Below are 25,185 nucleotides of genomic sequence, written 5' to 3'. Positions count from 1 at the left end.
GCGGCAGCCCTCAGAACAGGCGCGGGCCGCGCGGGGCGGGGCCGCGGCTGCCGGAGGCGGGCTCGGCACTACGCGGGCCGCCGCCGACCAGGACGTCGGTACCCTCGGCGATGCCGGCGGCCGGCAGGATCTGCGTGAAAGCGCCGTCGCTCGGCCCGAGCCGGACCGCGACGGCCTTGGGCTGGCCCTCGCCATCGAGCACATAGACGCGGCCGGGCGTGATATCGCTCTGCGGCGCCGGCCGGCCCTCCTGCATCAGCGCCTCGAACTTGGCCCGGCGCTCGGGATCGAGCACGGCGGCGACCTTGGCACGCAGTTCGGTGCGGGCGGCGCGGAAGGCGGCGCGGCGCTCCTCCTCGGAGAGGCCGGCCATGGCCTGGCGGCCAGCAGTGCGCTGCTCGGCCATGATCGCGGCGATCGCCTGCTTCTGCTCGGGCGTCGGCTGGACCACCTCCTCGATGCGCTCGCGCAAAGCGCCGGCAGCGCGGCCGCTGCCACCGCCGCGTCCTGCTTGCGCCGTCTCGGCCGGCGCTGGAGCGGGCAGGGCAGTCGGCCCGCCGAGCGGGCGGAAGCGCAGCGCTGCATTGGCCACGCGCAGCACGTCCTCCCGGTCGTCGGTGACGATCTGGAGATTGGCGGTCATGCCCGGGAGCAGAGCAAGATCGCGGTTCGCGACGCGGACGACGCCGGTATAGGTGACGACGTTCTGAATGGTCTGGGCGCCGAGGCGGACCATCTGCACCTTCCCCTGGAAGGTGCGGTTCGGATAGGCGTTGACGGTGAAGGAGACGTCCTGGTCGACCTTGAGCCGGCCGACATCGGCCTCGTCGATATTGGCGTAGATGTCGATGGTGCGCAGGTCCTGCGCGATCTGGAACAGCACCGGCGCCGAGAGCGAGGCGGCGACCGTCTGGCCGAGATCGACCTGGCGCTGGACGACGACGCCGTCCACCGGCGAGCGGATATCGGTGCGCTCCAGATCGATCAGGATGTCCTTCAGCTTGGCGTCGCGCTGGGCAATCAGTGCCTCGCCGGACTGGACCTGGCCTTCCGCCAAAGCGATGTCGGCGTCGAGCCCGCCGATCTCGGCCTTTAGCGAGGCGATCTGCGCCTCGTTCGAGGCGAGCGTCGCGGTCTGGATCTCGACCTGGGTGCGGGCACTGTCGAGACCCTGCTGCGCGCCGGCGCCGCGCGTGAACAATTCGTTCTGACGATCGAAGGTGCGCCTGGCGTCGGTGAGCTGGGCGCGGGTGCGGTCGCGCTGGGCCTCGAGATCGTTGACGGTCGAGTTCGCCTTGGTCCGCGCCACCTTGGCCCGATCGAGCTGGGCGCGCTTGACGACGAGGTCGGCCCTGGCCTGCTGCAGATCGGCGGCGGCGGCGTCGCGGCGGGTCTTGATCTGGTCGCTGTTGAGCCGGGCGACGATCTGGCCGGCCTTCACCTGGGAGTTGTAGTCGGCGAGGATCTCGACGATCTGGCCGGAGAGCTGCGAGCCGACCACGACAGTGGTCATCGGGGTCAGCGTGCCGGTGGCCCGGACGGAAGCCGTGATCCGGCCGCGGTCGATCGACGCGGTGCGATAGGGTGTGTCGTTGGCGGCGCCGCCGGTCGGGCGCAGCGCGAAATAGCCTGCCGCCAGCGCGCCCGCGCCGACGACCGCACCGATTGCCCAGAGACGCACGTCCGTTCACCCTCCGAGGCCGGGATAAGAGCCCGCCTTCCATTGCCGCACATCATGCCAGATTCAGGCAGGCGAGACGAGTTAACTCGCTGCAATGTTGCGGAAAGCTTGCCGGGCGTGGCGGCTCACGCGGTTCGCGCTTCCTGCGTCAGGGCCAGGAGGTCGCGCAGCGTCGTGATCGTCGAGCCGTCGGCGACGCCGTCGACCTTCTCCGGGCGCCAATGGCGCTGGAACGCGGCGACGACGGCCTCGAAGCGCTCGTCGTAGACGCCGTCGACCGAGACGCCATAGCCGAGCATGGCGAACATCGCCTGCAGCGCCTCGACCGGCGGGCCGGCATCGCCGCGGGCGAAGAAGCGGCCGCCCTTGATCGGTGCGGGCTCGATCCAGAGCCCGACGCCGGCCTCGGCGAAGCGGCGCCAGGGGAATGTCTCACCGGGGTCGATCTTGCGGCCAGGCGCGATGTCGGAATGGGCGAGCACGCGCTCGGGCGGGATCTTCCAGCGCTCGCAGATGTCGCGGCAGAGGTTCAGCGTCGCGGCGACCTGTGCCTCCGGGAAATCGGGCAGGCCGCCGGGATGGCCGGGATTGGCGATCTCGATGCCGATCGATGCCGAGTTGAGGTCGGTCTCGCCGGCCCAGTGCGAGGCGCCGGCATGCCAGGCGCGGCGCGCCTCCGGCACCAGCTGAAGGATATGGCCGTTCTCGAAGACGAAATAATGCGAGGAGACCTGGGAGGCCGGGTTGCACAGCCACTGCAGCGCCTCGCCGGCATCGGGCATGCCGGTGTAGTGCAGGATCAGCGTGTCGGGCCGGCGCTCAGTCGAGCCGTCGCGGAACTTGCGCTCGCCATGGTTGGGCGAGGGGAAGACCTTGGCGGCGAAACGGCTGTCGGGTGCGAGGGTAAGGCTCACGCCGGCTCCGGCTGCTTGCGGCCGAGGCCGCGTTCCTTCTCGATCGCGTCCCAGGCGGCGTTGATCGCGGCGAGGCGGCGGGTCGCGATGCAGACCGCTTCCTCGGGCAGGCCGCGGGCGATCTCGCGGTCGGGATGGTTCTCGATGACGAGGCGGCGATGGAGCTGCTTCAACTCGCCATCGCTCATCTCGCGGCTGGCGCCGAGCACGAGATAGGGATCGTCGCGGCGGCGCAGATGGCGCGCCTCGATGCGGGCGAAGCCGGCCTCGTCGATGGCGAAGATCGTCGCGACATCACGCAGATAGGCGTGCTCGCGCTCATGGATCGCGCCGTCGGCGGCGGCGATCAGGAAGAGGCCGTCGAGCACGTCCTCGAGCAGGGCGGGCTCATCGCGGAAGGCCTCGGCGATCTGCTGCGCATAGGCCTCGAAGCCGGCGCTGGTCTGCTTGGCGAGGTCGAACAGGCGCTCGACCTGCGCCTTCTGCTCCTCCGGCACCTCGACGATGCGCTCGAAGGCGGCGATCTCGTCACGCGTCACCACGCCGTCGGCGCGCGCCATCTTGGCGGCGAGCGCGACCAGGCCGGTGGTGAAGATCAGTTGCTTGGGGGCAGGGCCGAAGAGCGCGCCCTCGCGGTCGATCAGGACATGCCCGGCCAGGGCGCCAACGAGCGCGCCGAGCGGCCCGCCCAGCGCAAAGCCGAGGCCGCCGCCGCCCAAAACCCCCCAGAAAGACGACGTCATCGATTGCTCCGCCATGGCCGAACCGGCCATGGCCCCTGCCTAAAACGGCCTTGGCTCAGCGGCAATAGAGCCGGCCGTAATAGTCGCGGTAGTAGCCGTAGGGGCAGCCGCCGCCATAGTAGCCGTCGTCGTAGTAGTAGCCGCCGCGGCGATAGGGCGAGGTCGCCGAGCCGACGATCGCACCACCGGCTGCGCCGATCGCGGCACCGGCGAGTGCGCCACCGGCGCGGCCAGTGGCGAGCCCGCCGATCAGGGCGCCGGTCGCGCCTCCGACCAGGGCGCCGCCGCCGACGCGCTCCTCATGCGGCGTGCAGGCGCCGAGCGCCAGTCCAACGGCCGCGATTGCGATCAACTTCTTCATCTCGATCCCCCTTCTCGGGTCGTACCTAGCGGCACGGCTCCGGCCGAAGCCGACTTTCTGCATTGCGACCGGGAATTGCGGTCGCAATGCGGCGATGATTTTGCCTGCCGCCATGACTGCGTCAACGTCGGGCAGGGTGAATCGTTCCACCGTTCAATACATGATGATTACTTCTATCAAAACGAGGCTAAAGTAATCATTCTACTTCTGAATCCGAGTGAAATTTGTTCGTATCGGACAGATTGTCGTCACATTCATCTATCATTTCGCCGCCCTGTTTTGCGCTGCAACAGATAGATGAGATCTCTCCCGCATGAACAATATCTCTGGTAGCGGCTGTGCCGCCTTCGCGATTTGCCTGGCCTTTCTTCAGCCCGCTTATGCCCAGGTGAACGCCGAGACGGATGCCCGCGCCTTCATCGTGCGGGAAGCCGAAATCAGGCGTCAGGCCGAAGCTGCCGGGCAGGGTCAGGACAGGCAAAAGGCGACCGAGACCGCCGATGCCAAGGACGAGCGCAAGGGCCGGGCCAAGAGCGCCAGGGCGGGCCGGGAAGGGCGCACGCCGCTGGCGGCGCCGGCTGGTTCGGAAGGCCTGCGTGCGCTGGTCGCCCGCCACGCCGCCGCCAATGGCGTGCCGTTCTCGCTGGCCGACGCCGTGGTGCGCATCGAGAGCCGCTACAACCCGCGTGCCTCGAATGCCGGCAATTACGGGCTGATGCAGATCCGCCACCAGACGGCGCGCGGCGTCGGCTACAGCGGTGGGGCCGCCGGCCTGCTCGATGCCGACACCAATGCCCGCTACGCCATGAAGTATCTCGGCCAGGCCTACCGCCTCGCCGGCGGCGACACCTGCCGCACCGTGATGAAGTACCAGAGCGGCCACCTCGCCAACCGGATGAGCGGCGCCAACCGCACCTATTGCGCCAAGGTGCGCAGCATCGCAGGCAGCGGCGCCACGGTTTCCGCCAGCAACTGAGTTTCCCAGCCCTCTCCGCTTGACGGCTCAGGCCTTTAGAGCGCAGAGGGAGCCCGCCAGTCGGCCGGACGGCCGCTCCCGCTTGCGGGGGAGGAAAGTCCGGGCTCCACGGAAACACGGTGCCGGATAACGTCCGGCGGGGGCGACCCCAGGGAAAGCGCCACAGAGATCGAACCGCCGCGCGCTTCGGCACGCGGTAAGGGTGAAAAGGTGCGGTAAGAGCGCACCGCGGACCCGGCAACGGGGACGGCATGGCAAGCCCCACCGGGAGCAAAACCGAATAGGGACGATGCTCGCCCGCAAGGGCGAGGGGCCGGTTTCCAGGCCTGGTCGTCCGGGTTGGTTGCTCGAGGCGCGCAGCAATGTGCGTCCCAGAGGAATGGCCGTCACGTCGGGGGAGCGATCCTCCGGCCGTCCAGAACCCGGCTTACAGGCCGGCTGGCATCCCTTCTGCAATGAAAAGGGCCGGGAGCAATCCCGGCCCTTTCATGTTCGGGCAGGCTGCGCTCAGAGCGCGTAGCTCCATTCGGCCGTGGCGTAGCGGTAGCCATTGCCCTCCTTGCTCACCCTGCCGAAGCCGGGGAAGGGGATATGGGCACCGCTGATCACCAGCCTGTCGGCGGCTGCCATGTCGAGCACCCGCCGGCGCGAGGCGACGGCCTGCCTGGCGTCGGCGTCGAAGACGAAGGTGATCTCGGGCTGGGCGGTCTGCAGCACGACATTGTGGATGCTGTCGCCGACGAGCAGCAACTGCTGATTGCCGGAGGACAGCCGCAGGATGCTGTGGCCGGGCGTGTGGCCAGGGGCGTGCTCGAGCGTCAGGCCGGGAGCGACCTCGCTGGCCTTCACCTTGCGGGTGCGGGACGCATAAGGCGCGAGCGCGCCGCGGGCGGAGGCGAAGAATGGTTTCGCCTCGGCCGGCGCCTGGCTGAGGATGCCGTCATCGTGCCAGAAGGCGTGTTCGGCCTCGTGGATGACGAGCTCGGCATTGGGGAAGCGCACCGTCTTCTGCGCCGTGAGCAGCCCCTCGTGATGGTCGGGATGGGCGTGGGTCAGGATGATCGCATCGATCTGCGCGGGCTCGATTCCGGCCGCGCGGAGATTGGCTTCGGCCTGGCCCATGGTGTCGCCCATGGCGTTCCAGGCGCCCGAGCCGGTGTCGACGAGATAGGTCCGGTCCTTGCTGTTGACGACGAAGGCGTTGACCGAGGTCGGCAGGCTCTCGTCGAGGCCGGCCCCGGCGATGAGCTGGCCGACGGTCGCCGGCTCGGCGCTGCTGAAGGATTTGGCGCCGAGCGGGACATAGCCGTCGAGGATCGCGGTGATTTCGAGGTCGCCGAGCTTGCGGCGATAGATGCCCGGCACCTGTGCGCCGGTCTGAGGAGCGCGAGCCTGTGCGGGCAGGGCAGGCGCCAGGGCGGCTGCGGCGGCCGCGGTGAGGAAATGGCGGCGATCGATCATGGGATGTTCCAGAGGCTTTGAGGTTGACGCTTCCGGAAACGAGGCCTGCCGCGGCAGGCCAAATCGTCTCACGGCCGGAGGGATGCCCGGCCGTGAGGCTCAGATGGGTGGCGCAGCGTCAGGCCGCAACCGTCAGCTGGACGTCGATATTGCCCCGGGTCGCATCCGAGTAGGGGCAGACGATATGGGCCTTCTGGACGAGGTCCTCGAGCCTGGCCTTGTCGATGCCGGGCGCCGAGATCGTCAGCTTGACGGCGATGCCGAAACCCTTGCCGTCGTCGCGCGGGCCGATGCCGACATCGGCGCTGACGCGGGCGTCGTCCGGGATCTTCACGCTCTCCTTGCCGGCGGCGAACTTCAGCGCGCCGAGGAAGCAGGCGGAATAGCCCATGGCGAAGAGCTGCTCGGGATTGGTGCCCTCGCCACCGCCGCCGCCGAGCTCCTTCGGCGTGTTCAGGACGAGCTTGACGTTGCCGGTGTCGGTCGCAGCCTGGCCTTCGCGGCCACCGGTGGCGGAACCATGGGCGGTGTAGAGGATCTTCATGACTGCTCTCCTTGCTGGGCGGCTCGTCCGCCGTGGTCGATGTGAATTAGATTGTGCACAATTGAATTGCCTGCAATTCACTTTTCCGTGAACGGGCAGCGCTCGGCGCGATGAGAGAGTATCTTGAGTTCATCGCAGGGGAGACTGTTTCATGGGCGGGTTGTTCCAATCCGATCGGATCGCTCCCCCTGCCCAGGGAGCCATGATGCGGGCAACTGACGGCAAGGCCATGACGAAGGATGCAAAGGCGACAACGGTGCGCGGGCTCGACGAGCAGATCTGCTTTGCGGTCTATTCGGCAGCCCATGCCTTCAACCGGGCCTACCGGCCCTTCCTGGCCGCGCTCGGGCTGACCTATCCGCAATATCTGGTCATGCTGGTGCTGTGGGAGCAGGACGATCAGAGCGTGAAGGCGATCGGCGAGCGGCTGATGCTCGATTCCGGCACGCTGACACCGCTGCTGAAGCGTCTTGAAGGGAACGGCCTGATCCTGCGCAAGCGCGGCCGCGAGGACGAACGGCAGGTGCTGGTCGAATTGACCGAAGCGGGTCGTGCCCTGCGCGAGAAGGCGGGCAAGTCCCCCAATCCGGTGCCCTGCGCGGTCGAGGACAGCGGTGTTCCGCCGGGGCGTTTGCTGGGAGATGTCCAGGCTTTGCGCGAAGCGCTGCTGCGCCGCGCGACGGCTGAGGATTAGGGCCCGGCCGGGCAGTGCGGGCACAGCGTCATTCCGGGGCGCTGCGTAGCAGCGAGCCCGGAATCCAGAACCGATGTCCTATCTCGAAAGCCGCTCGATCAGTCGCGTTTTTGAGTGAGTGGCCGCATCGGTTCTGGATTCCGGGCTCAGGCCTTCGGCCTGCCCCGGAAAGACGGTTGGGGCAGGGCAGCGGCCTCGAAAATATTTTTCCCGAAGATCGATCGGATCGGCCGGCTAAAACACCCGGCACCACCAGCGTTCGCGCGCCAAAAATCCCCGTCTTTACGGATATTTAACCTTAACGGGCTGTGATGCTCACAGGCTCGGGCAGAACCGCGTCTGCTGCGCCGGATCCGTTGACGCCCATATTGTCCCATGCTATCCCAAATCATCCCGTCGAAACCGACAGGCAAGCAACAAGTCAGGGCCCGTGTGCCGCGCGGATTCTGGCTGACGGCCCTGCCATGTCGGGATCGGCGGGAGTATCGATCGCCGGCCCCTGCCGGTGCGCTTCGCGCAGTCACAGTCCGACTGGAAGCCCGACCCGGAGGCGGCGTTGACGGACCGCTTCGTCTCCCATTTCACCAACAAGCTCGATGCCAAGGGGCGGGTCTCGATCCCGGCCCCGTTCCGGGCCGTGCTGGCGAAGGACGGCTACGAGGGGCTCTACGTCTATCCGGCGCTCGACCAGTTCAGTCTCGATTGCGGCGGCCATGCGCTGCGGGCGACGATCGACGAGATCCTGTCGCGCTTCTCGCCCTTCTCGGAGGAGTGGGAGTCGCTCTCGACGGCGCTGAACGGCACCTCCGAGGTGTTGAAGGTCGATCCCGAAGGGCGGATCATGCTGAGCGAGACGCTGAAGGCGCATGCCGGCATCGGCGACACCGTCACCTTCGTCGGGCAGGGGCACAAGTTCCAGATCTGGGAACCGGAGCGCTTCAAGGCGCATCTCGAGGAAGCCAGGGCGAAGCTGCGCGACGTCCGGCGCACACTCGGCGCGAGGCCGGCGGCATGACCAGCGAACCACATATCCCGGTGCTGATGGAAGAAGCGCTCGATGCGCTCGCCCTGAAAGCCGGCGGCCGCTATCTCGACGGCACCTTCGGCGCCGGCGGCTATTCGCGCGCATTGCTCGAGCGCGAGCCGAAGGCGCTGCTGCTGTCGCTGGATCGCGATCCGAGCGCGATCACCGGCGGCGCCGGCCTCGTTGCGGCGATGGACGGGCGGCTGACCCTCGCCGAAGCCCGCTTCGGCGCCCTGGCCGAGGAGGCCGAGCGCTTCAAGATGACCCCGCTCGACGGCGTCGTGCTCGATATCGGTGTCTCCTCGATGCAGCTCGACCAGGCGCAGCGTGGCTTTTCCTTCCGTTTCGACGGGCCGCTCGACATGCGCATGGAGGCGGGCGGGCAGAGCGCGGCCGAGCTCGTCAACGAGGCCGATGAAGGCGTGCTCGCCAACATCATCTACCATTACGGCGAGGAGCGGCGCTCGCGCGCCGTGGCGCGCGCCATCGTCGAGGCGAGGCGCAAGGCGCCGATCACCACGACGAAGCAGCTCGCCGACCTCGTCGCTGGCATCGTCCGGGGCGAGCCGGGGGGAGCCCATCCGGCGACGCGGACCTTCCAGGGCCTGCGCATCGCGGTGAACGACGAGCTCTGCGAGCTGGTCCGGGCATTGCACGGCGCCGAGGCCGCGCTTGGGCCGGGCGGGCGGCTTTCCGTCGTCACCTTCCATTCGCTCGAGGACCGGATCGTCAAGCAGTTCTTCACCGAGCGCTCGGGCAGGGCGCCGGCCGGCTCACGCCACGCCCCGGCGATGGCGGCGGCACCGGCGACGTTCAGGCTGGTCACCAAGGGACCGATCGCGCCATCCGAGGCCGAGACCAGGGCCAATCCGCGCGCCCGCTCGGCCAAATTGCGGGCGGCCGAACGGACCGAGGCACCGCCGCGTGCGCCCGATCCCGACCTGATCGGCCTCGCCGTCGTGCCCGCGCCGCAAACCCGCCGGAGGAGCTGAGCGTGATCAAGCTCTTGCATGTCATTGCCATCGGCGCGCTGGTCTCCTCGGCGCTCTATGCCTACTCGATCAAATACGAGACGACGTTGCAGGCCGAGCAGCTGCAGAAGCTGAAGGCCAAGGCCCAGCGCGAGCGCGAGGCGATCGCGGTGCTGAAGGCCGAGTGGCAGTTCCTCAACCGCCCGGAGCGGCTGCAGGCGCTGGCCGACAAGCATCTTGACCTGCAGCCGCTGACGACGGCGCAGATCGTGCGTCTGTCCGACATCCCCAATCGCGGGCCGAAGGTGGATTCGATCGGCCGCAAGCTCGAGGATCTCGGCCTCGGCCTGCCGACCGAGACGCCGAGGGACCGCAAGAGCAACACCGCGACGACGCCGGGAGCCCGCCCATGAGCCAGGAGGTCAACAACCAGGCCGGGGCACCCGAGATCGTCGCGCCGACGGTCGCCAAGCCCGAGGTGGCGAAGCGCAAATGGCGCTTCCGCACTGAATGGCTGCGCGACATCTTCCGGATGAGCGGCGAGAAGAGCGAGCCGCGCGTCGGCCTCGTCATCCTCGGCTTCAGCGGGCTGTTCGTGGCGATCGTCGTCCGGCTCGTCATGCTCGGTGCCTTCCCGGGCGATCAGGTCGGCCTGCGCCGCGCCACCTCGAACGCGATCTCGGCGGCGCGCCCCGACATCCTCGACCGCAACGGCGTCCAGCTCGCCACCGATATCCGCACCGTCTCGGTCTTCGCCGAGCCCCGCAACATCCTCGACAAGGACGAGGCGACCGAGCTCCTGACCGCGGTCCTGCCCGACCTCAACGCCAAGGAACTGCGCGACAAGCTCAGCACCAAGAAGGGCTTCGTCTGGGTCAAGCGCGAGATCACGCCGCGCCAGCAGGCCGAGGTCCACCGGCTGGGCATTCCCGGCGTCGGCTTCGTGCCGGAGAACAAGCGCGTCTATCCGAACGGCAATGTCGCCGCCCATGTGCTCGGCTTCGCCAATGTCGACAATGTCGGCATCGCCGGCATCGAGAAGTACATCGACTCGCAGGGGCTGCAGGACCTGAACGGCGCGGGCTTTGCGGTGCAGGCGTCCGACCTCAAGCCGGTGCAGCTCTCGATCGACATGCGCGTCCAGCACCTGCTGCGCGACGAGCTGGTCAAGGGCATCGAGAAATACCGGGCGATCGCGGCGGCGGGCGCCATCATGGACGTCAACACCGGCGAGATGATCGCGCTGGTCTCGCTGCCCGATTTCGACCCCGGCAACCCGGTCGACGCACTGGAGAAGGACCGGATCAACCGGATGAATGTCGGCGTCTACGAGATGGGCTCGACCTTCAAGGCGCTGACCATCGCGATGGCGCTCGATTCCGGCAAGGCCAACATCAATTCGAGCTATTCGACCGCCGGCGGCATGATGCGGTTCGGCCGACAGGTGATCAAGGAATATCACGGTACCGGCCGCACGCTGACGGTGCCGGAGGTGTTCCTGCATTCGTCGAACATGGGCTCGATCAAGATGGCGCTCTCGGTCGGCGTCGAGGGCCACAAGGCCTTCCTGAAGAAGATGATGCAGCTCGACCGCATGACGACCGAGCTGCCGGAAAGCGCCGCGCCGATCGTCCCGCAGCGCTGGGGCGAGATCAACACGGCGACGATCGCCTTCGGCCACGGCCTCGCGGTGGCGCCGCTCCAGGCGCTGGCCGCGGTCGGCGCGCTGGTCAATGGCGGCTACCTGATCAAGCCGACTTTCCTGAAGCGCACCGAGGAAGAGGCCAAGAAGGACGCGATCCGCGTGATCAAGCCGGAGACCTCGGAGGCGATGCGCTACATCATGCGCATCAACGGCGAGAAGGGCTCGGCCCGATTCGCGAACATCCCGGGCTATTTCGTCGGCGGCAAGACCGGCACGGCCGAGAAGGTCATCAACGGCCGCTACGCCAAGAACAAGAACTTCACGACCTTCACCGCGATCGCGCCCTCGGACAAGCCGCGCTATGTCTTCCTCGCCATCTACGACGAGCCGAAGGGCTATGCCGAGAGCGGCGGCTACTCGACCGCGGCCTGGAACGCCGGCAAGACCACCGGCAAGGTCATCGAGCGGGCAGCGCCCATCCTCGGCATGGCACCGCGCTTCGACCCGCCGCCGGCGCCGTTCCCGCTGATGGCCAGGCTGGGCGCCTGGGGTTCCAGGTAAGAGCCCGCCCGCAAATTCGTGAGGGCGGGCTGCGAATGGCGTTTGTCTGCGCTTCGGTGCTCACGTACTTGAGTACGCTCCGCTCCGATGCTCGAAAAACCCCATTCTCGCCACGCCCTGACGAGCTTTCGAACGGACTCTGGGCCGAAGGACTTTGGTAGTGAGATGACCCAATCCGGCTTCAGCCTCGGCCAGCTCTTTCCCGGGGCGTTTCCGGAGGCGAGCGAGCGCCGCGTCGCCGGCCTCGCCTTCGACAGCCGCAAGGTTGTGCCCGGCGAGGCCTTTGTCGCGCTCGCCGGCGCCAAGGCCGACGGTGCGCGCTTCATCAGTGACGCTGTCCGGCACGGTGCGATCGCGATCGTCTCGAGCGGGCCACGCCCAGCCGATTTGCCGGCCGGGATCGCCTATGCGCAGGTCAGGGATCCGCGCCTCGCTCTCTCGCTGGCTGCTGCCAAGGTGCATTCGCGCCAGCCCGGCACGGTCGTCGCCGTCACCGGCACCAGCGGGAAATCCTCCGTCGCCGAATTCACCCGCCAGATCTTCAAGGCGCTCGGGCGCAAGGCTGCTAGCGTCGGCACGATCGGCATCGTCACCGAAGACGGGGCCGATTACGGCTCGCTGACCACGCCGGACCCGATTTCACTGCATGCGTCGTTGGACAGGCTCGCCGCCGACGGCGTCACGCATCTCTCCATGGAAGCCTCCTCGCACGGGCTCGACCAGCATCGCCTCGATGGCGTCAGGCTCGCTGCCGGGGCCTTCCTCAATCTCGGCCGTGACCATCTCGACTACCATCCGAGCGTCGAGGACTATCTCTCGGCCAAGCTGCGGCTGTGGGAGCTGCTGCCGGCCGGCGCGCCGGTGGTGATCAATCGCGACGAGCCCTATGCGGACAAGGCCGAAGCCGCGGCGAAAGCCGGCGGTCATCCGGTGATCGGCATCGGCCGGGGCGGCGATCGCCTGAAGCTGCTCGATGTCGCCCGCGACGGCTTCTTGCAGCGCCTGACCGTTGCCGTCGACGGTGCGGCGATGGAGATCGTGCTGCCGCTGGTCGGCGATTTCATGGCCGGCAATGCGCTGGTCGCCGCCGGGCTCGCGATCGCGACGGGCGAGGATGCCGCGGCCTCGGTGCGTGCCATCGCCGGCCTGCAGGGCGTGCCGGGTCGGCTGGAACGCGTCGGCGAGCACAATGGCGGGCTGGTCGTGGTCGACTATGCCCACAAGCCAGATGCGCTCGCGGCTGTGCTCAAGACGCTACGGCCCTATGCCAGCGGCCGGCTGATCTGCGTCTTCGGCTGTGGCGGCGACCGCGATCGCGGCAAGCGCCCGCTGATGGGCAAGATCGCCGCCGACGGCGCAGATATTGCGATCGTCACCGACGACAATCCGCGCAGCGAGAACCCGGCAGCGATCCGCGCCGAGGTGCTGGCGGCGGCGCCGGAGCGTCTCGAGGAGATCGGTGACCGGGCCGAGGCGATCATGGCCGGTGTCACGCTGCTGCAGTCTGGGGATGTCCTCGTCGTTGCCGGAAAAGGCCATGAAAGCGGCCAGATCATCGGCGATCGGACACTGCCGTTCTCGGACCATGAGGTGGTCCGGGAGGCGATCGCGGCCTTGGCTGGGGGAAGACGGGGATGACCACCGAACCACTGTGGACCGGCGCGCGCCTGACCGAGGCGATGGGCGCCCGTTCGCAAGGGCCTGTGCCGGCTGCAGTGACCGGCGCGTCGATCGACACGCGCACGCTCGAGCCGGGCGATGCCTTCTTCGCCATCACGGGCGTCCGCGACGGCCATGACTTCGTCACGGCCGCGCTCGACAAGGGCGCGGCGCTCGCCGTGGTCGACGAGGTGCATGCCGGGGCCTTCCCGACCGACGCGCCGCTGGCCATCGTCCCCGACGTGCTGCGCGGCATGGAACAGGCGGGCATGGCGCGCCGGGCAGAATTGACCGCCAGGGTCGTTGCGGTGACCGGCTCGGTTGGCAAGACCGGCACCAAGGAGGCGCTGCGGCTCGTACTCTCGCGCCAGGGCAAGACGCATGCGCCGGTCGCTTCCTACAACAACCATTGGGGCGTGCCGCTGACATTGACGCGGACGCCGCGCGATGTCCGCTACGGCGTCTACGAGATCGGCATGAACGCTCCGGGCGAGATTCTGCCGCTGGCGAAGATGGTCCAGCCCGATGTCGCCGTGATCACCACGATCCAGCCAGTGCATCTTGCCGCCTTCGAGTCGCTGGAGGGGATTGCCCGCGAGAAGGCGGCGATCTTCGGCGGGCTTAAACGCGGTGGCACCGCGATCATCAATGCCGACATCGCGCAGACCAGCCTCTTGCGCGAGTTGGCGCTCGCCGCCGGGGCAGGGCGCGTCATCTCCTTCGGCGAGAGCGAACAGGCGGATGTGCGGCTGCTCGGCTGCGCGCTGAAGCCGGACGTTTCGACCGCCAATGCCAGCGTGATGGGCCGGGCGGTAACCTACAAGCTCGGCAGCCCGGGCAAGCACATTGTCCTCAATTCGCTCGCCGTGCTGGCGGCGGCTGAAGCGCTCGGCGCCGATCTCGCCCTCGCCGCATTGGCGCTCGGCGATTTGGTGCCGCCGTCCGGCCGTGGCGCGCGGCAGGTGCTGCACGCGCCGGCGGGGCCGTTCACGCTGATCGACGAGAGCTATAACGGCAACCCCGCCTCGATGCGGGCTGCGATCGAGAATCTCGGGCGCATGCCGGTGGCCGGCAGAGGGCGTCGCATCGCCGTGCTCGGCGACATGCTGGAGCTCGGCGAAACCGCGCCGGAGCTGCACAAGGGGCTCGCCGACGCGGTCACCGGCAACGGCATCGACCTCGTCTTCGCCTGTGGCCCGCTGATGAGATCCCTCTACGACGCCTTGCCTTCGCACCGCCGCGGCGCTTATGCCGCACAGGCGAGCAGCCTCGAGCCCTATGTGCTCGACGCGGTCCGCGCCGGTGACGTCGTCACGGTGAAGGGCTCGCTCGGTACGCGCATGGGGCCGATCGTCAAGGCGATGACGGCTCGCTTTCCGGTCGTCCAGGCCGACGACTGAGTAGGGAATAGAATTCGATGCTGGTCTGGCTCGCCGACTTCGCGGTGCACTTCCCGGTCCTCAACGTCTTCCGCTACATCACCTTCCGCGCCGGCGGGGCGACCGCGACGGCGCTGCTCTTCGTCTTCTTCTTCGGGCCGGCGGCGATCTCCTGGCTCCGGATCAAGCAGGGCAAGGGCCAGCCGATCCGTACCGACGGTCCGGAATCGCACCTCGCCAAGCGCGGCACGCCGACCATGGGCGGGCTGATGATCCTTACCGGGCTGTTTGTCGCGACGCTGCTCTGGGGAAACCTACGCAATCCCTATGTCTGGATCGTGCTCGGCGTGACCGCGAGCTATGGCGCGATCGGCTTCTATGACGACTTCCTCAAGGTGACGAAGCAGTCGCATAAGGGCTTTTCCAGCAAGGCGCGCCTCGGCCTCGAGATCGTTATCGCGCTCATCGCCTGCACGGCGATCATGCAGGTCAGCCCGCCCTCGATCGCCAGCGGCTTCGCCATGCCGTTCCTCAAGGAGCTGATGATCCCGCTCGGCATCCTGTTCCCGCTCGTCACCGCCTTCGTCGTGGTCGGCGCCGGCAATTCGGTGAACCTGACTGACGGGCTCGACGGGCTCGCCATCGTGCCGGTGATGATCGCGGCCGGCACTTTCGGCTTCATCGCCTATCTCGCCGGTAACGCCATCTTCGCCAACTATCTGCAGATCCACCATGTGCCCGGCGTCGGCGAGCTCGCCGTGATCTGCGGCGCGATGATGGGGGCGGGGCTCGGCTTCCTCTGGTTCAACGCGCCACCGGCCCAGATCTTCATGGGCGACACCGGCTCGCTCGGCCTAGGCGGTATGCTCGGCACCATCGCAGTCGCGATCAAGCACGAGGTCGTGCTCGCCATCGTCGGCGGCCTGTTCGTGGTCGAGGCGCTCTCGGTGATCATCCAGGTCGCGGTGTTCAAGCGCACCGGCAAGCGCGTTTTCCTGATGGCGCCGATCCACCACCATTTCGAGAAGCTGGGCTGGACCGAGCCGCAGGTGGTGATCCGCTTCTGGATCATCTCGGTGGTGCTGGCGCTGGTCGGCCTCGCCACGCTGAAGCTGCGTTGATGACACCCGTCACAGTCTTCGCCGGCAAGACCCTCGCTTTGTTCGGCCTCGGTGGCTCGGGCCTGGCGACGGCGCGCGCGCTCGTTGCCGGCGGGGCTAAGGTCGCCTGTTGGGACGACAATCAGGCGAGCCGTGACAAGGCGGCAGCCGAGGGGCTCTCCATCATCGATCTCACGGCCGCGGACTGGTCCGGCTTTGCCGCCTTCGTGCTCTCGCCCGGCGTGCCGCTGACCCACCCCGCGCCGCACTGGACGGTGGAGAAGGCCAAAGCGGCTGATGTCCCGGTGATCGGCGACATCGAATTGTTCTTCCTGGAGCGGGCGAAGATCGCGCCCGCTGCGCCGGTGATCTGCATCACTGGCACCAATGGCAAGTCGACCACGACGGCGCTGATCGCGCATGTGCTCGAAGCGGCCGGCCGCGACGTGCAGATGGGCGGCAATATCGGCACCGCCGTGCTGGCGCTGGAGCCGCCGGCCAACAACCGCATCCATGTTGTCGAGTGCTCTACTTTTCAGATTGATCTGGCCCCCTCCATAAAGCCGAGCGTCGGCATCCAGATGAACCTGACGCCGGATCATCTCGACCGGCACGGCACCTTCGAGGCCTATGGCGCGATCAAGGAGCGGCTGGTCGTCGCCTCCGACATCGCCGTGATCGGCGTCGACGATGAGCCCTCGAAGCAGATGGCGCGGCGGCGTGCCGCTTCGGGCAAGCCATTGGTCAAGATCAGCGGCGAGCAGCCGCTCGACGAGGGCGTCTTCGCCGGCGTCACCGCCAATGCCGGCCAGCTCGATACGCGGATCGTCGAAGTCAGGGACGGCAAGCCGAAGGTCGTCGCCAATCTCGCCGGCATCGGCAGCTTGCGCGGCAGCCACAATGCCCAGAATGCCGCAGCTGCCTTCGCCGCCTGCGCGGTGCTCGGCCTGACCGCCGAGGAGATCGCCGCCGGCTTCAGGAGCTATCCCGGGCTGAAGCACCGCATGGAGGAACTCGGCCGGATCGGCCGCGTCGTCTTCATCAACGATTCCAAGGCGACCAATGCCGACTCGACCGAGAAGGCGCTGACCTCCTTCCGCGAGACCTTCTGGATCCTCGGTGGCAAGGCCAAGGAAGGCGGGATCGAGTCGCTCAGGCGCTACTTCCCCAACATCGCCCGCGCCTATCTGATCGGCGCGGCGAGCGACCTCTTCGCCGCGACCTTCGACGATGATGGCCGCGTTCCTTACGAGCGCAGCGGCACGCTCGACGTCGCGGTCGCCGCTGCGACGAAGGCGGCGCTGGCGCGGGAGGGGAGCGGCGAGATCGCCGTTCTGCTCTCGCCGGCCTGCGCCTCCTATGACCAGTTCCCGAACTTCGAGGTACGGGGCGATGCTTTCCGCGCGCTGGTCAAGGCGCTGCCGGGGTTCGAGGCGGTCGCAACACGCTAGCCGCGTGATAGGTTGCGGGCAGCCACCATCCGGAGGTGCCCGTCTATGCCCAAGATCGACGTCGCAGCCGTGCCAGAGCGCAAGGGCTCGGGCTACCCGAAGCCCTTCGATGCCCCCTGCGCCGAACGCATCCGCCAGCGGCTCGGCAATGCCGGAGGGCTCAGCGATTTCGGCGTCAACCTGATGCGGCTGCCGCCGGGTGGCTGGTCGAGCCAGCGGCACTGGCATTCGCATGAAGACGAGTTCGTCTACCTGCTCGAAGGCGAACTGGTGCTGGTCGAGGATCAGGGCGAGACGGTGCTGCGTGCCGGCGATTGCGCCGCCTTCGCCAAGAACAGCGGCAACGGCCACCACATGATCAACCGCTCGGACAAGGTCGCGATCTATCTCGAAGTCGGCAGCCGCCAGGCAGCAGACCTGACTACATGCTCCGACATCGACATGATGAGCGCCAATGCCGACGGGCGCTTCGTGCACAAGGACGGCACGTTCTATCCCGACGCTTAAGCTGCCGTGCTCGGCCGGCGCCGCGCCGGCTCCGACTGGTGCAGGTAGACCGCGAGGGTGTCCCAGGGCGGCGTGATCGCGAGCTGCCATAGGATGCGGCAAACCTCACCGCGATGAACGGCCGAATGCAGGGCGACGTGCAGCAGCATCTCCTGCCGTGTCATGCAGCCCTTGTCGCCATCGGTGAAGCTGAACGTGATCGCTTCGGACAGCGCTTCCGGCGTGACCGTCCGGGCATAATCCTGGTACCAGCGGTCAGTCGCCGCGACCGCCGCCCGGAGTTCGTCGAGGGGCGGCGTCTCGACCGTGTTGTCCGAGGTGTAGCCATGGTCCGCGCCGGTCAGGTGCGCGGCGAAGATGCGGGCGACGACATGGTGGTGGCTGACGAGCCTCAGCGCGATCTCGCGTTCGGCCGCCTGCGCCTTTCCGTCGAGCAAAGCCAGCTTGTCGAGCAGGTCGCGGTTCGCCCAGGCCTGATAGCCATAGAGGGTCTGCAGCATCTCGCTCATGGTCGTTGGCTCCACCCGATAAATGTGAGTAATGTCCTCATATTCGGGGTCGGGACGCCAGAATTGTCTACTCGCATTGCCAAGGGGCGGTTCGCGATGCGCAAGGAGCCGCGCCAGGCACGCTCGCGGGCGACGGTCGAGGCGGTGGTCGAGGCCGGGGCTCGCATTCTGAGCGAGCAGGGCTGGGGCGGCTTCACGACGAACAAAGTCGCCGATGCCGCCGGCGTCAGCATCGGCTCGCTCTACCAGTACTTCCCCGACAAGCTGTCGCTGGTCGATGCTATCCGGCGGGGGCATATCGACGACAGCCTCGATGCCGTTAGGAGCGCTCTGGCGAAGGCACAATCCCTCACGGAATTCGTCGACACCCTGGTGGCCAACCTCATTGCGGCGCACAGCATCCATCCGGGGCTGCACCGGGTCCTGCTGGACGAAGCGCCGGGCCTTGAGGCCTATCGGGACCAGAACAGCCAGATCGAGGCGCGGTACCTTGCCCTCTACACGGAAGCGGCGACTGTCTACGGATCGTATGATCGGGGTGTTCCCGCGTCGACGATCGGGCTCGTCATCTCCGACGCCATCGACGGCGTGATCCACAACGCGGCGCGCCGTGGCAGGCTGCGTGAGCCGGCGTTGCGCGGCGAGCTCGTCAGGATGATCTGCGCCTATCTGGGAGATCGGGGCGAGGCGCCAGTGGACAAGCCGCGGCGATCGCAAGCGTGACGGCGCGATCGCCTGCATCGGAATCAATCGGTTAACCATTCATTGACAGAGTGATTCGCCGGAGCGGGCGCCTTCGATCTGCCTGCCCGGTACGGAGCCTTGTAAACGATGGTCTCGCGCGCAGAACCGAGCCTGAGCGGCCGCTGGTGGTGGTCGATCGACCGCGTCATCCTGACGACGCTGGTGACGCTGATGGTCTCGGGCGTGGTGCTGCTGATGGCAGGCGGCCCGCCGGTCGCCGAGCGGCTGGGCCTCTCGACCTTCCACTTCGTCAATCGCCAGGTGGTCTATCTCCTGGTGGCGCTGGCGATCTTCCTCTCGACCTCGCTGCTGGCGCCGCGCCAGGTGCGACGGATCGCGCTGGTCATCTTCCTGTTCTCTCTCGCTGGCGTGGTCGGCACGCTCTATTTCGGCGTCGAGGTCAAGGGCGCCAAGCGCTGGCTGACGCTCGGCCCGCTCGGCTCGGTGCAGCCCTCCGAGTTCCTCAAGCCCGCTTTCGTCGTGCTCGCGGCCTGGGCCTTTTCCGAGGGGCACCGCCGGCCGGAGCTGCCAGGCACGATCATCGCCTTCCTGCTGCTGCCGATCACCATCGTGCCGCTCGTGCTGCAGCCCGATTTCGGCCAGACCATCCTGATCACCCTGGTCTGGGCCGGCCTGTTCTTCGTGGCGGGCCTGCACTGGTTCTGGGTGATGGGGTTAGGCGGCGTCGGCGCGGTCGGTCTGTTCATCGCCTATGAACTCGTCCCGCACGTCCGCGCCCGCATCGAGCGCTTCATGGACAAGGGCTCGGGCGATACCTTCCAGGTCGACACGGCGCTGGAGAGCTTTGCCCAGGGCGGCTGGTTCGGCAAAGGCCCGGGCGAGGGCACGGTCAAGCGCATCCTGCCCGACGCCCATACCGACTTCATCTTCGCGGTGACGGCCGAGGAATTCGGCATCGTCGTCTGCATGGTGCTGGTGCTGCTCTTCGCGGTCATCGTGCTCAGGGCGCTGTTCGTGGCGCAGCGGGCCGAGGATCCGTTCGTGCGCCTCGGTGTCACCGGCCTCGCCCTGCTCTTCGGCATCCAGGCGGCGATCAACATGATGGTCAACCTGCACATGATGCCGGCCAAGGGCATGACCCTGCCGTTCATCTCCTATGGCGGCTCCTCGCTGATCTCGCTGGCGCTCGGCACCGGTTTTCTGCTGGCGTTGACCCGCAAGCGACCACGCGCCGGAAGCTTCGGCGAGACGGGGCGGCGCTCGTGAGCGCAGGAGCGCAGGCGCCGCTCGTCGTGCTCGCCGCCGGCGGCACGGGCGGGCACCTCTTCCCGGCGGAGGCGCTGAGCCACGCCTTGCACAGCCACGGCGCCAGGGTGGCGCTGATCACCGATACGCGCGCTGCCGAATACGCCGGCAATTTCCCGGCCGAGTCGATCCATGCCGTGCCGGCGGCGACGCCCTCGGGCAAGTCACCCATCGCGATGGCCAAGGCGGCGCTGGTGCTGCTGAAGGGTGGGCTTGCCGCACGTCAGGCGATCAAGCAGCTCAGGCCAGCCATCGTCGTCGGCTTCGGCGGCTATCCGACGGTGCCGCCGGTGTTCGCTGCGGCGCTGATGGGCGTGCCGACCATGGTACACGAGCAGAACGCGGTGATCGGCCGGGCCAACCGCTTCCTCGCCAGCCGGGTCAAGGGGATCGCCACCGGTTTCGCCGAGGTCGGCGGGCTGACGCCGGAGCAGGCGGCAAAATGCACGCAGGTCGGCAATCCCGTGCGGCCGGCGGTGATTGAGGCGGCCTCGCCCTATGCCGAACCGGAGGGGCGGCTCAACCTGCTCGTCTTCGGCGGCAGCCAGGGCGCGCGGGTGATGGCCGACATCGTGCCGCCGGCGATGCAACTGCTCTCGGCAGAAGAGCGCAGCCGCCTGTCGATCGTCCAGCAGGCGCGGGCCGAGGACGACGAGCGGGTGCGCAAGATCTATTCCTCGCTCGGCATCAAGTTCGAGCTGGCACCCTTCTTCAAGGACATGCCGGCGCGGATGGCGGCGTCGCATCTGGTGGTCGCGCGCTCCGGCGCCTCGACCATCGCCGAGCTCACGGTGATCGGCCGGCCGTCGCTGCTGGTGCCGTTGCCGGGCTCGCTCGACCAGGACCAGGCCGCCAATGCCACGGTGCTCGCGAGAGCTGGCGGAGGGATGATGATCCTGCAGAACGATTTCTCGCCGCGGCGCCTCGCCGCCGAGCTTTCGATGCTCCTCGCCGAGCCGTTGCGCTTGACGGCGATGGCTCAGGCGGCCAAGAGCGCGGGCATACCGGATGCGGCCGACCGCCTGGCGCGGCTCGTGCTGCAGACCGCCCAAGGCTGATCATCGCAGGACGTATCCATCATGAAGCTGCCGCCGAAGCTCGGCTCCATCCATTTCGTCGGCATCGGCGGTATCGGCATGTCCGGCATCGCCGAAGTCCTGCACAATCTCGGCTACAAGGTGCAGGGCTCGGACGCCTCCGACGGCGCCAACGTCAAGCGCCTGGCCGAGAAGGGCATCACCACCTTCGTCGGCCACAAGGCCGAGAATATCGGCGATGCCGAGGTCGTGGTGGTCTCGACTGCGATCAAGCGCGACAATCCCGAATTGATGGCGGCGCGCGAAAAGCGCCTGCCGGTGGTGCGCCGCGCCGAGATGCTGGCCGAGCTGATGCGGCTGAAGTCCTGCGTCGCCATCGCCGGCACGCATGGCAAGACGACCACGACCTCGCTGGTCGCGACCCTGCTCGAGAAGGGCGGGCTCGACCCGACCGTGATCAATGGCGGCATCATCAATGCTTACGGCACCAATGCCCGCATGGGCGAGAGCGACTGGATGGTGGTCGAGGCCGACGAATCGGACGGCACCTTCCTGAAGCTGCCGGCCGACGTCGCGATCATCACCAATATCGACCCCGAGCACCTCGACCATTTCGGCTCGTTCGACGCGATCAAGGCGGCCTTCCGCGCCTTCGTCGAGAACCTGCCCTTCTATGGCTTCGCGGTGATGTGCATCGACCACCCGACCGTGCAGGAGCAGGTCGGCCAGATCGAGGACCGCCGGGTCATCACCTATGGCGAGAACCCGCAGGCCGATTTCCGCCTGCTCGACATCGACCTCTCCGGAGGCCAGTCTAAGTTCACGCTGCTGATCCGCGACCGCAAGCGCGGCCGCGAGGAGGTGGTGCGCGACCTCATCATGCCGATGCCGGGTCACCACAACGCGCTCAACGCCACTGCCGCCATCGCCGTCGCCTATGATCTCGGCGTTCCCGTCGAGCAGATCCGCGCCGGGCTCGCCGGCTTCGGCGGGGTCAAGCGCCGCTTCACCAGGACTGGCGAATGGAACGGCGCGCTGATCTTCGACGATTACGGCCACCATCCGGTCGAGATCGCCGCCGTTCTGAAGGCGGCGCGTGCCTCGACCAAGGGCAAGGTGATCGCAGTGATGCAGCCGCATCGCTACAGCCGCCTGTCGAGCCTGTTCGCCGACTTCGCCGCCTGCTTCAACGATGCGGATTCGGTGATCATCGCCGACACCTATGCGGCCGGCGAACAGCCGATCGCAGGAGCGGATCGCGATTCGCTGGTGGCGGCGATCAAGGCGCGCGGCCATCGCCATACCCTGCCGCTCGAATCCCCCGACAGGCTCGCCGGCATGGTCGCCGAGCTGGCAGGGCCGGGGGATTACGTGGTCTGCCTCGGCGCGGGTAACATCACGCAATGGGCGTATGCGCTGCCGGGCGAGCTGGCGGCTCTGGGGGCGAAGCAGTGAGCTTCCCTGACATTACTCCCGACATCCGTGCTGCCGCGCCCGAGCTGCGCGGACGGCTGCTCGCCAATCAGGAGATGGCGGGGCTGACCTGGTTCCGCGTCGGCGGGCCGGCGCAAATTCTGTTCACCCCGGCCGACGAGGCCGATCTTGCCTATCTGCTCGGCAAGTTGCCGGCCGAGATCCCGGTCACCGTGGTCGGCCTCGGTTCGAACCTGATCGTGCGCGATGGCGGCATTCCCGGCGTGGTCATCCGCCTCGCCGGCAAGGCCTTCGGTGAGATCGCCCGCGAGGACGGCGACCGGCTGCGTGCCGGCACCGCCGTACCGGACGTGAAGGTGGCGCGGGCCGCGGCCGACGCTTCGCTCGACGGGCTCGCCTTCTATCGTGGCATTCCCGGCTGCATCGGCGGAGCACTCAGGATGAATGCCGGCGCGCATGGCGGCGAGACCACCGATGTGCTGGTCGAGGCGCGCGGCGTCACCCGCAAGGGCGAGATCGTGACGCTGTCGCATGCCGATATGGGTTTCAGCTACCGCAACAGCATGGCACCGGGTGACATCATCTTCACCTCGGCGCTGTTCCAGGGCCGGCCGGGCGAGCAGGCCGCGATCCTGGCCGAGATGGACCGGGTGACCTCGGCGCGCGAGGCGGCGCAGCCGATCAAGGAGCGCACCGGCGGCTCGACCTTCAAGAACCCCGACGGCGGCAAGGCCTGGCAATTGATCGATGCCGCCGGCTGCCGCGGCCTGCGCATCGGCGGGGCGCAGGTTTCCGAGATGCACTGCAACTTCCTGATCAATACCGGCGGTGCGAGCGCCGCCGATATCGAGGGACTGGGCGAAGAGGTCCGCCGCCGGGTCAAGGACAACTCAGGCTACGAGTTGCACTGGGAGATCAAGCGCTTTGGTGTTGCGGCCTGACTGGCACCACCGTTTCGCCGGCCTTGCGCCGTGACAGCATGATGCCGGCAACGGTCGAGCCGAAGATGATGGCGATGCCGAGCCATTGCTGGGCGTTGAACCATTCATTGAGCAAGGCGGCGCCGAGGAAGGTCGCGACCAGCGGGCTGAGCAGGCTGAGGAAGGCGACGCCCGTGCCGATCGTGGCGATGCCGCGCACCCAGAGCCAATAGGCGAAGGCGGTGCCGATCACGACGAGATAGCTCAGGCCGACGAGGTTGCGCAGGGTCGGCATGGGCGGCAGGCCCTCGACCAGAAGCGCGACCGGCAGGAGCAGCAGCCCGCCGAGCGTCAGCTGCCAGGCGGCGAGCGCCAGCGGCGTGCCGACCTTGCCCCAGCGCTCGATCAGCACGGTGCCGGTCGCCATCGAGGCGGCGCCGATCAGGGCAGCGATGACCCCGATCGCGTCGAGCTTCACGGTATCGTCGATCACGAGCAGGCCGACTCCGAGCGTGCCGGCGAGCGCGGCGAGCACCTGTCCGAGGCCGGGCCTGCGCAGCAGCAGCGGCCAGGCGAGGAAGGCGACGATCAGCGGCTGCATCGAGCCGAGCGTCGCGGCGAGCCCGCCGGGCAGGCGCGAGGCGCTGAGGAAGAGCATGCCGAAGAACAGGCCGATATTGGCAAAGCCGATGATGGCGAGCGGCAGGAGCTTGTCGCGCGGCGGCAGGCCAGGACCGAGCAGCATCAGCAGGATGCCGGCCGGCAAAGCGCGCAGCGCGCCGACGAGCAGCGGGTGCTCGACCGGAAGCGTCTGGGTGAAGACGACATAGGTCGAGCCCCAGAGGATGGGCGCCAGGATCGTCGCGAACAGGATGCGGGTCTTGTTGTCGGCCATGGTCGTGACCTTTCGGGATGAACAGTTACGGCACTCAGGCCGGGAAGGAGCCGGAGAAGGCGGTTTCCGCCAGGGGACGCCGTGGGCTCGGCCATTCGCGCTCGCGCAGCTGTGGCGGCAGTGTCTCGGGATCGGCCCGGCGGCCGAGCGCGACGGCGATCTCGATGCGGAATCGGGGTGGGACAGCCAGCACCTCGCGGGCCGCTTCGAACTCGATGCCCGCCATTGCGTGGGCGTGATAGCCGAGCCGGACCGCCTGCAGGGCGATGTGCGACCAGGCGGCGCCGGTGTCGAAGCTGCGGATCGGCGAAGCCTGCGGCTGCTGCGCGGCATCGTCCGACCCCGTATCCGACAGCAGGAAGACGAGGGCGGAGGCCGATCCGGCCCAGCTCTGGTTGAAGCTGTCGAGCAGCGAAACGAAGCGCGGCCAATGCGCATCGTCGCGCAGGGCATAGAGGAAGCGCCAGGGCTGCACATTATAGGCGGACGGAGCCCAGCGGGCGGCTTCCAGAATGGTCAGCAGCGCCTCGGCGGGCATTGCCTCCGGATGGAAGGCGCGCGGCGACCAGCGCTCGATGAAAATCGGGTCAATCGGGAATGCAGCGGTTCTGTCCGTCATCGTCTTGCTCTCGGCCGATTTGCGGCCGCGATGGGCGGCTGCTAGGGTTGATCCGATGTCAGATAATTTGATATCAAATTATTTGATGAC

General features: G+C 67.8%; 25 protein-coding genes and 1 other RNA gene. 17 read left to right on the top strand and 9 right to left on the bottom strand.

What is annotated here, in order from left to right; all coding sequences use genetic code 11:
- Window positions 1–10: 10 nt before the first annotated feature.
- From ACWIGM_RS03170 to ACWIGM_RS03155, 4 genes are all read right to left on the bottom strand, one after another.
- Window positions 11–1,681, bottom strand: a complete 1,671-nt coding sequence (locus tag ACWIGM_RS03170; protein WP_454024470.1) for an efflux RND transporter periplasmic adaptor subunit — start codon at window positions 1,679–1,681, stop codon at window positions 11–13.
- Between the two features lie 125 nt (window positions 1,682–1,806).
- The gene (locus ACWIGM_RS03165; RefSeq protein WP_454024469.1) at window positions 1,807–2,595 is read right to left on the bottom strand and encodes an N-acetylmuramoyl-L-alanine amidase; all 789 of its coding nucleotides are present in this window, start codon (window positions 2,593–2,595) and stop codon (window positions 1,807–1,809) included.
- Window positions 2,592–3,338 carry a TerB family tellurite resistance protein gene (locus ACWIGM_RS03160; RefSeq protein ID WP_454024468.1) on the bottom strand — a complete coding sequence of 249 codons (747 nt, stop codon included), beginning with the start codon at window positions 3,336–3,338 and terminating at the stop codon, window positions 2,592–2,594. Before ACWIGM_RS03160 ends, ACWIGM_RS03165 begins: the two co-directional genes overlap by 4 nt.
- 55 nt (window positions 3,339–3,393) lie before the next feature.
- Window positions 3,394–3,699 (bottom strand): glycine zipper domain-containing protein, encoded by a 306-nt coding sequence (locus tag ACWIGM_RS03155; protein WP_454024467.1) that lies wholly within the window; start codon window positions 3,697–3,699, stop codon window positions 3,394–3,396.
- Window positions 3,700–4,012: 313 nt separating this feature from the next.
- On the opposite strand from ACWIGM_RS03155, the gene ACWIGM_RS03150 reads away from it, so the two are divergent.
- Both ACWIGM_RS03150 and rnpB read left to right on the top strand, forming a co-directional pair.
- Window positions 4,013–4,675 carry a lytic transglycosylase domain-containing protein gene (locus tag ACWIGM_RS03150; protein WP_454024466.1) on the top strand — a complete coding sequence of 221 codons (663 nt, stop codon included), beginning with the start codon at window positions 4,013–4,015 and terminating at the stop codon, window positions 4,673–4,675.
- A gap of 56 nt (window positions 4,676–4,731) precedes the next feature.
- Window positions 4,732–5,121, top strand: an RNA gene (gene rnpB / locus ACWIGM_RS03145) — RNase P RNA component class A.
- 61 nt (window positions 5,122–5,182) lie between these two features.
- Here rnpB and ACWIGM_RS03140 read toward each other — a convergent pair.
- Complete coding sequence (locus ACWIGM_RS03140) at window positions 5,183–6,136, bottom strand: MBL fold metallo-hydrolase (RefSeq protein WP_454024465.1); 954 nt, start codon at window positions 6,134–6,136, stop codon at window positions 5,183–5,185.
- 118 nt (window positions 6,137–6,254) lie between these two features.
- Complete coding sequence (locus ACWIGM_RS03135) at window positions 6,255–6,680, bottom strand: organic hydroperoxide resistance protein (RefSeq protein ID WP_454024464.1); 426 nt, start codon at window positions 6,678–6,680, stop codon at window positions 6,255–6,257.
- A 229-nt stretch (window positions 6,681–6,909) separates the two neighbouring features.
- On the opposite strand from ACWIGM_RS03135, the gene ACWIGM_RS03130 reads away from it, so the two are divergent.
- The 10 genes from ACWIGM_RS03130 (at window position 6,910) to ACWIGM_RS03085 (ending at window position 17,671) form a co-directional block, all read left to right on the top strand.
- Window positions 6,910–7,374 (top strand): MarR family winged helix-turn-helix transcriptional regulator, encoded by a 465-nt coding sequence (locus tag ACWIGM_RS03130; protein WP_454024463.1) that lies wholly within the window; start codon window positions 6,910–6,912, stop codon window positions 7,372–7,374.
- A gap of 556 nt (window positions 7,375–7,930) precedes the next feature.
- Window positions 7,931–8,389 (top strand): division/cell wall cluster transcriptional repressor MraZ, encoded by a 459-nt coding sequence (locus tag ACWIGM_RS03125; protein WP_454024462.1) that lies wholly within the window; start codon window positions 7,931–7,933, stop codon window positions 8,387–8,389.
- On the top strand, window positions 8,386–9,390 hold the full coding sequence (gene rsmH, locus ACWIGM_RS03120; protein WP_454024461.1) for a 16S rRNA (cytosine(1402)-N(4))-methyltransferase RsmH: 1,005 nt from the start codon (window positions 8,386–8,388) through the stop codon (window positions 9,388–9,390). The genes ACWIGM_RS03125 and rsmH overlap by 4 nt, the downstream gene beginning before the upstream one ends.
- A 2-nt stretch (window positions 9,391–9,392) precedes the next feature.
- Window positions 9,393–9,782, top strand: coding sequence for a cell division protein FtsL (gene ftsL, locus ACWIGM_RS03115; protein ID WP_454024460.1), 390 nt, complete (start codon window positions 9,393–9,395; stop codon window positions 9,780–9,782).
- A complete protein-coding gene (locus ACWIGM_RS03110) occupies window positions 9,779–11,575 on the top strand; it encodes a peptidoglycan D,D-transpeptidase FtsI family protein (RefSeq protein ID WP_454024459.1) in 1,797 nt (598 codons plus the stop codon). The genes ftsL and ACWIGM_RS03110 overlap by 4 nt, the downstream gene beginning before the upstream one ends.
- A 165-nt stretch (window positions 11,576–11,740) precedes the next feature.
- Window positions 11,741–13,213, top strand: a complete 1,473-nt coding sequence (locus ACWIGM_RS03105) for a UDP-N-acetylmuramoyl-L-alanyl-D-glutamate--2,6-diaminopimelate ligase (protein ID WP_454024458.1) — start codon at window positions 11,741–11,743, stop codon at window positions 13,211–13,213.
- A complete protein-coding gene (locus tag ACWIGM_RS03100; protein ID WP_454024457.1) occupies window positions 13,210–14,634 on the top strand; it encodes a UDP-N-acetylmuramoylalanyl-D-glutamyl-2,6-diaminopimelate--D-alanyl-D-alanine ligase in 1,425 nt (474 codons plus the stop codon). The genes ACWIGM_RS03105 and ACWIGM_RS03100 overlap by 4 nt, the downstream gene beginning before the upstream one ends.
- A gap of 17 nt (window positions 14,635–14,651) precedes the next feature.
- A complete protein-coding gene (mraY, locus tag ACWIGM_RS03095) occupies window positions 14,652–15,734 on the top strand; it encodes a phospho-N-acetylmuramoyl-pentapeptide-transferase (protein ID WP_454024456.1) in 1,083 nt (360 codons plus the stop codon).
- Complete coding sequence (murD, locus tag ACWIGM_RS03090; RefSeq protein ID WP_454024455.1) at window positions 15,734–17,164, top strand: UDP-N-acetylmuramoyl-L-alanine--D-glutamate ligase; 1,431 nt, start codon at window positions 15,734–15,736, stop codon at window positions 17,162–17,164. Before mraY ends, murD begins: the two co-directional genes overlap by 1 nt.
- Before the next feature lie 45 nt (window positions 17,165–17,209).
- Window positions 17,210–17,671: a cupin domain-containing protein gene (locus ACWIGM_RS03085; protein WP_454024454.1), complete on the top strand. Its 462-nt coding sequence runs from the start codon at window positions 17,210–17,212 to the stop codon at window positions 17,669–17,671.
- Here ACWIGM_RS03085 and ACWIGM_RS03080 read toward each other — a convergent pair.
- The gene (locus ACWIGM_RS03080) at window positions 17,668–18,180 is read right to left on the bottom strand and encodes a DinB family protein (protein WP_454024453.1); all 513 of its coding nucleotides are present in this window, start codon (window positions 18,178–18,180) and stop codon (window positions 17,668–17,670) included. The genes ACWIGM_RS03085 and ACWIGM_RS03080 overlap by 4 nt on opposite strands.
- Window positions 18,181–18,276: 96 nt before the next feature.
- Between ACWIGM_RS03080 and ACWIGM_RS03075 the strand changes: the two genes are divergently transcribed.
- From ACWIGM_RS03075 to murB, 5 genes are all read left to right on the top strand, one after another.
- A complete protein-coding gene (locus ACWIGM_RS03075) occupies window positions 18,277–18,903 on the top strand; it encodes a TetR/AcrR family transcriptional regulator (protein WP_454024452.1) in 627 nt (208 codons plus the stop codon).
- A gap of 108 nt (window positions 18,904–19,011) precedes the next feature.
- A complete protein-coding gene (locus ACWIGM_RS03070) occupies window positions 19,012–20,151 on the top strand; it encodes an FtsW/RodA/SpoVE family cell cycle protein (RefSeq protein WP_454024451.1) in 1,140 nt (379 codons plus the stop codon).
- Window positions 20,148–21,248 (top strand): undecaprenyldiphospho-muramoylpentapeptide beta-N-acetylglucosaminyltransferase, encoded by a 1,101-nt coding sequence (murG, locus tag ACWIGM_RS03065; protein ID WP_454024450.1) that lies wholly within the window; start codon window positions 20,148–20,150, stop codon window positions 21,246–21,248. Before ACWIGM_RS03070 ends, murG begins: the two co-directional genes overlap by 4 nt.
- Window positions 21,249–21,269: 21 nt before the next feature.
- Window positions 21,270–22,682 carry a UDP-N-acetylmuramate--L-alanine ligase gene (murC, locus tag ACWIGM_RS03060; protein ID WP_454024449.1) on the top strand — a complete coding sequence of 471 codons (1,413 nt, stop codon included), beginning with the start codon at window positions 21,270–21,272 and terminating at the stop codon, window positions 22,680–22,682.
- A complete protein-coding gene (gene murB / locus ACWIGM_RS03055) occupies window positions 22,679–23,602 on the top strand; it encodes a UDP-N-acetylmuramate dehydrogenase (protein WP_454024448.1) in 924 nt (307 codons plus the stop codon). Before murC ends, murB begins: the two co-directional genes overlap by 4 nt.
- Here murB and ACWIGM_RS03050 read toward each other — a convergent pair.
- Both ACWIGM_RS03050 and ACWIGM_RS03045 read right to left on the bottom strand, forming a co-directional pair.
- Entirely contained in the window at window positions 23,577–24,476 is a 900-nt protein-coding gene (locus tag ACWIGM_RS03050) for a DMT family transporter (protein WP_454024447.1), read from the bottom strand. The genes murB and ACWIGM_RS03050 overlap by 26 nt on opposite strands.
- Before the next feature lie 34 nt (window positions 24,477–24,510).
- Window positions 24,511–25,095 (bottom strand): nitroreductase family protein, encoded by a 585-nt coding sequence (locus ACWIGM_RS03045; RefSeq protein WP_454024446.1) that lies wholly within the window; start codon window positions 25,093–25,095, stop codon window positions 24,511–24,513.
- Window positions 25,096–25,185: the final 90 nt, after the last annotated feature.

It is taken from the genome of Allobosea sp. NPDC055332 (assembly GCF_053645455.1).
The sequence above is the reverse complement of the archived record's forward strand: the minus strand, read 5'-3'. Positions and strand labels throughout refer to the sequence as shown.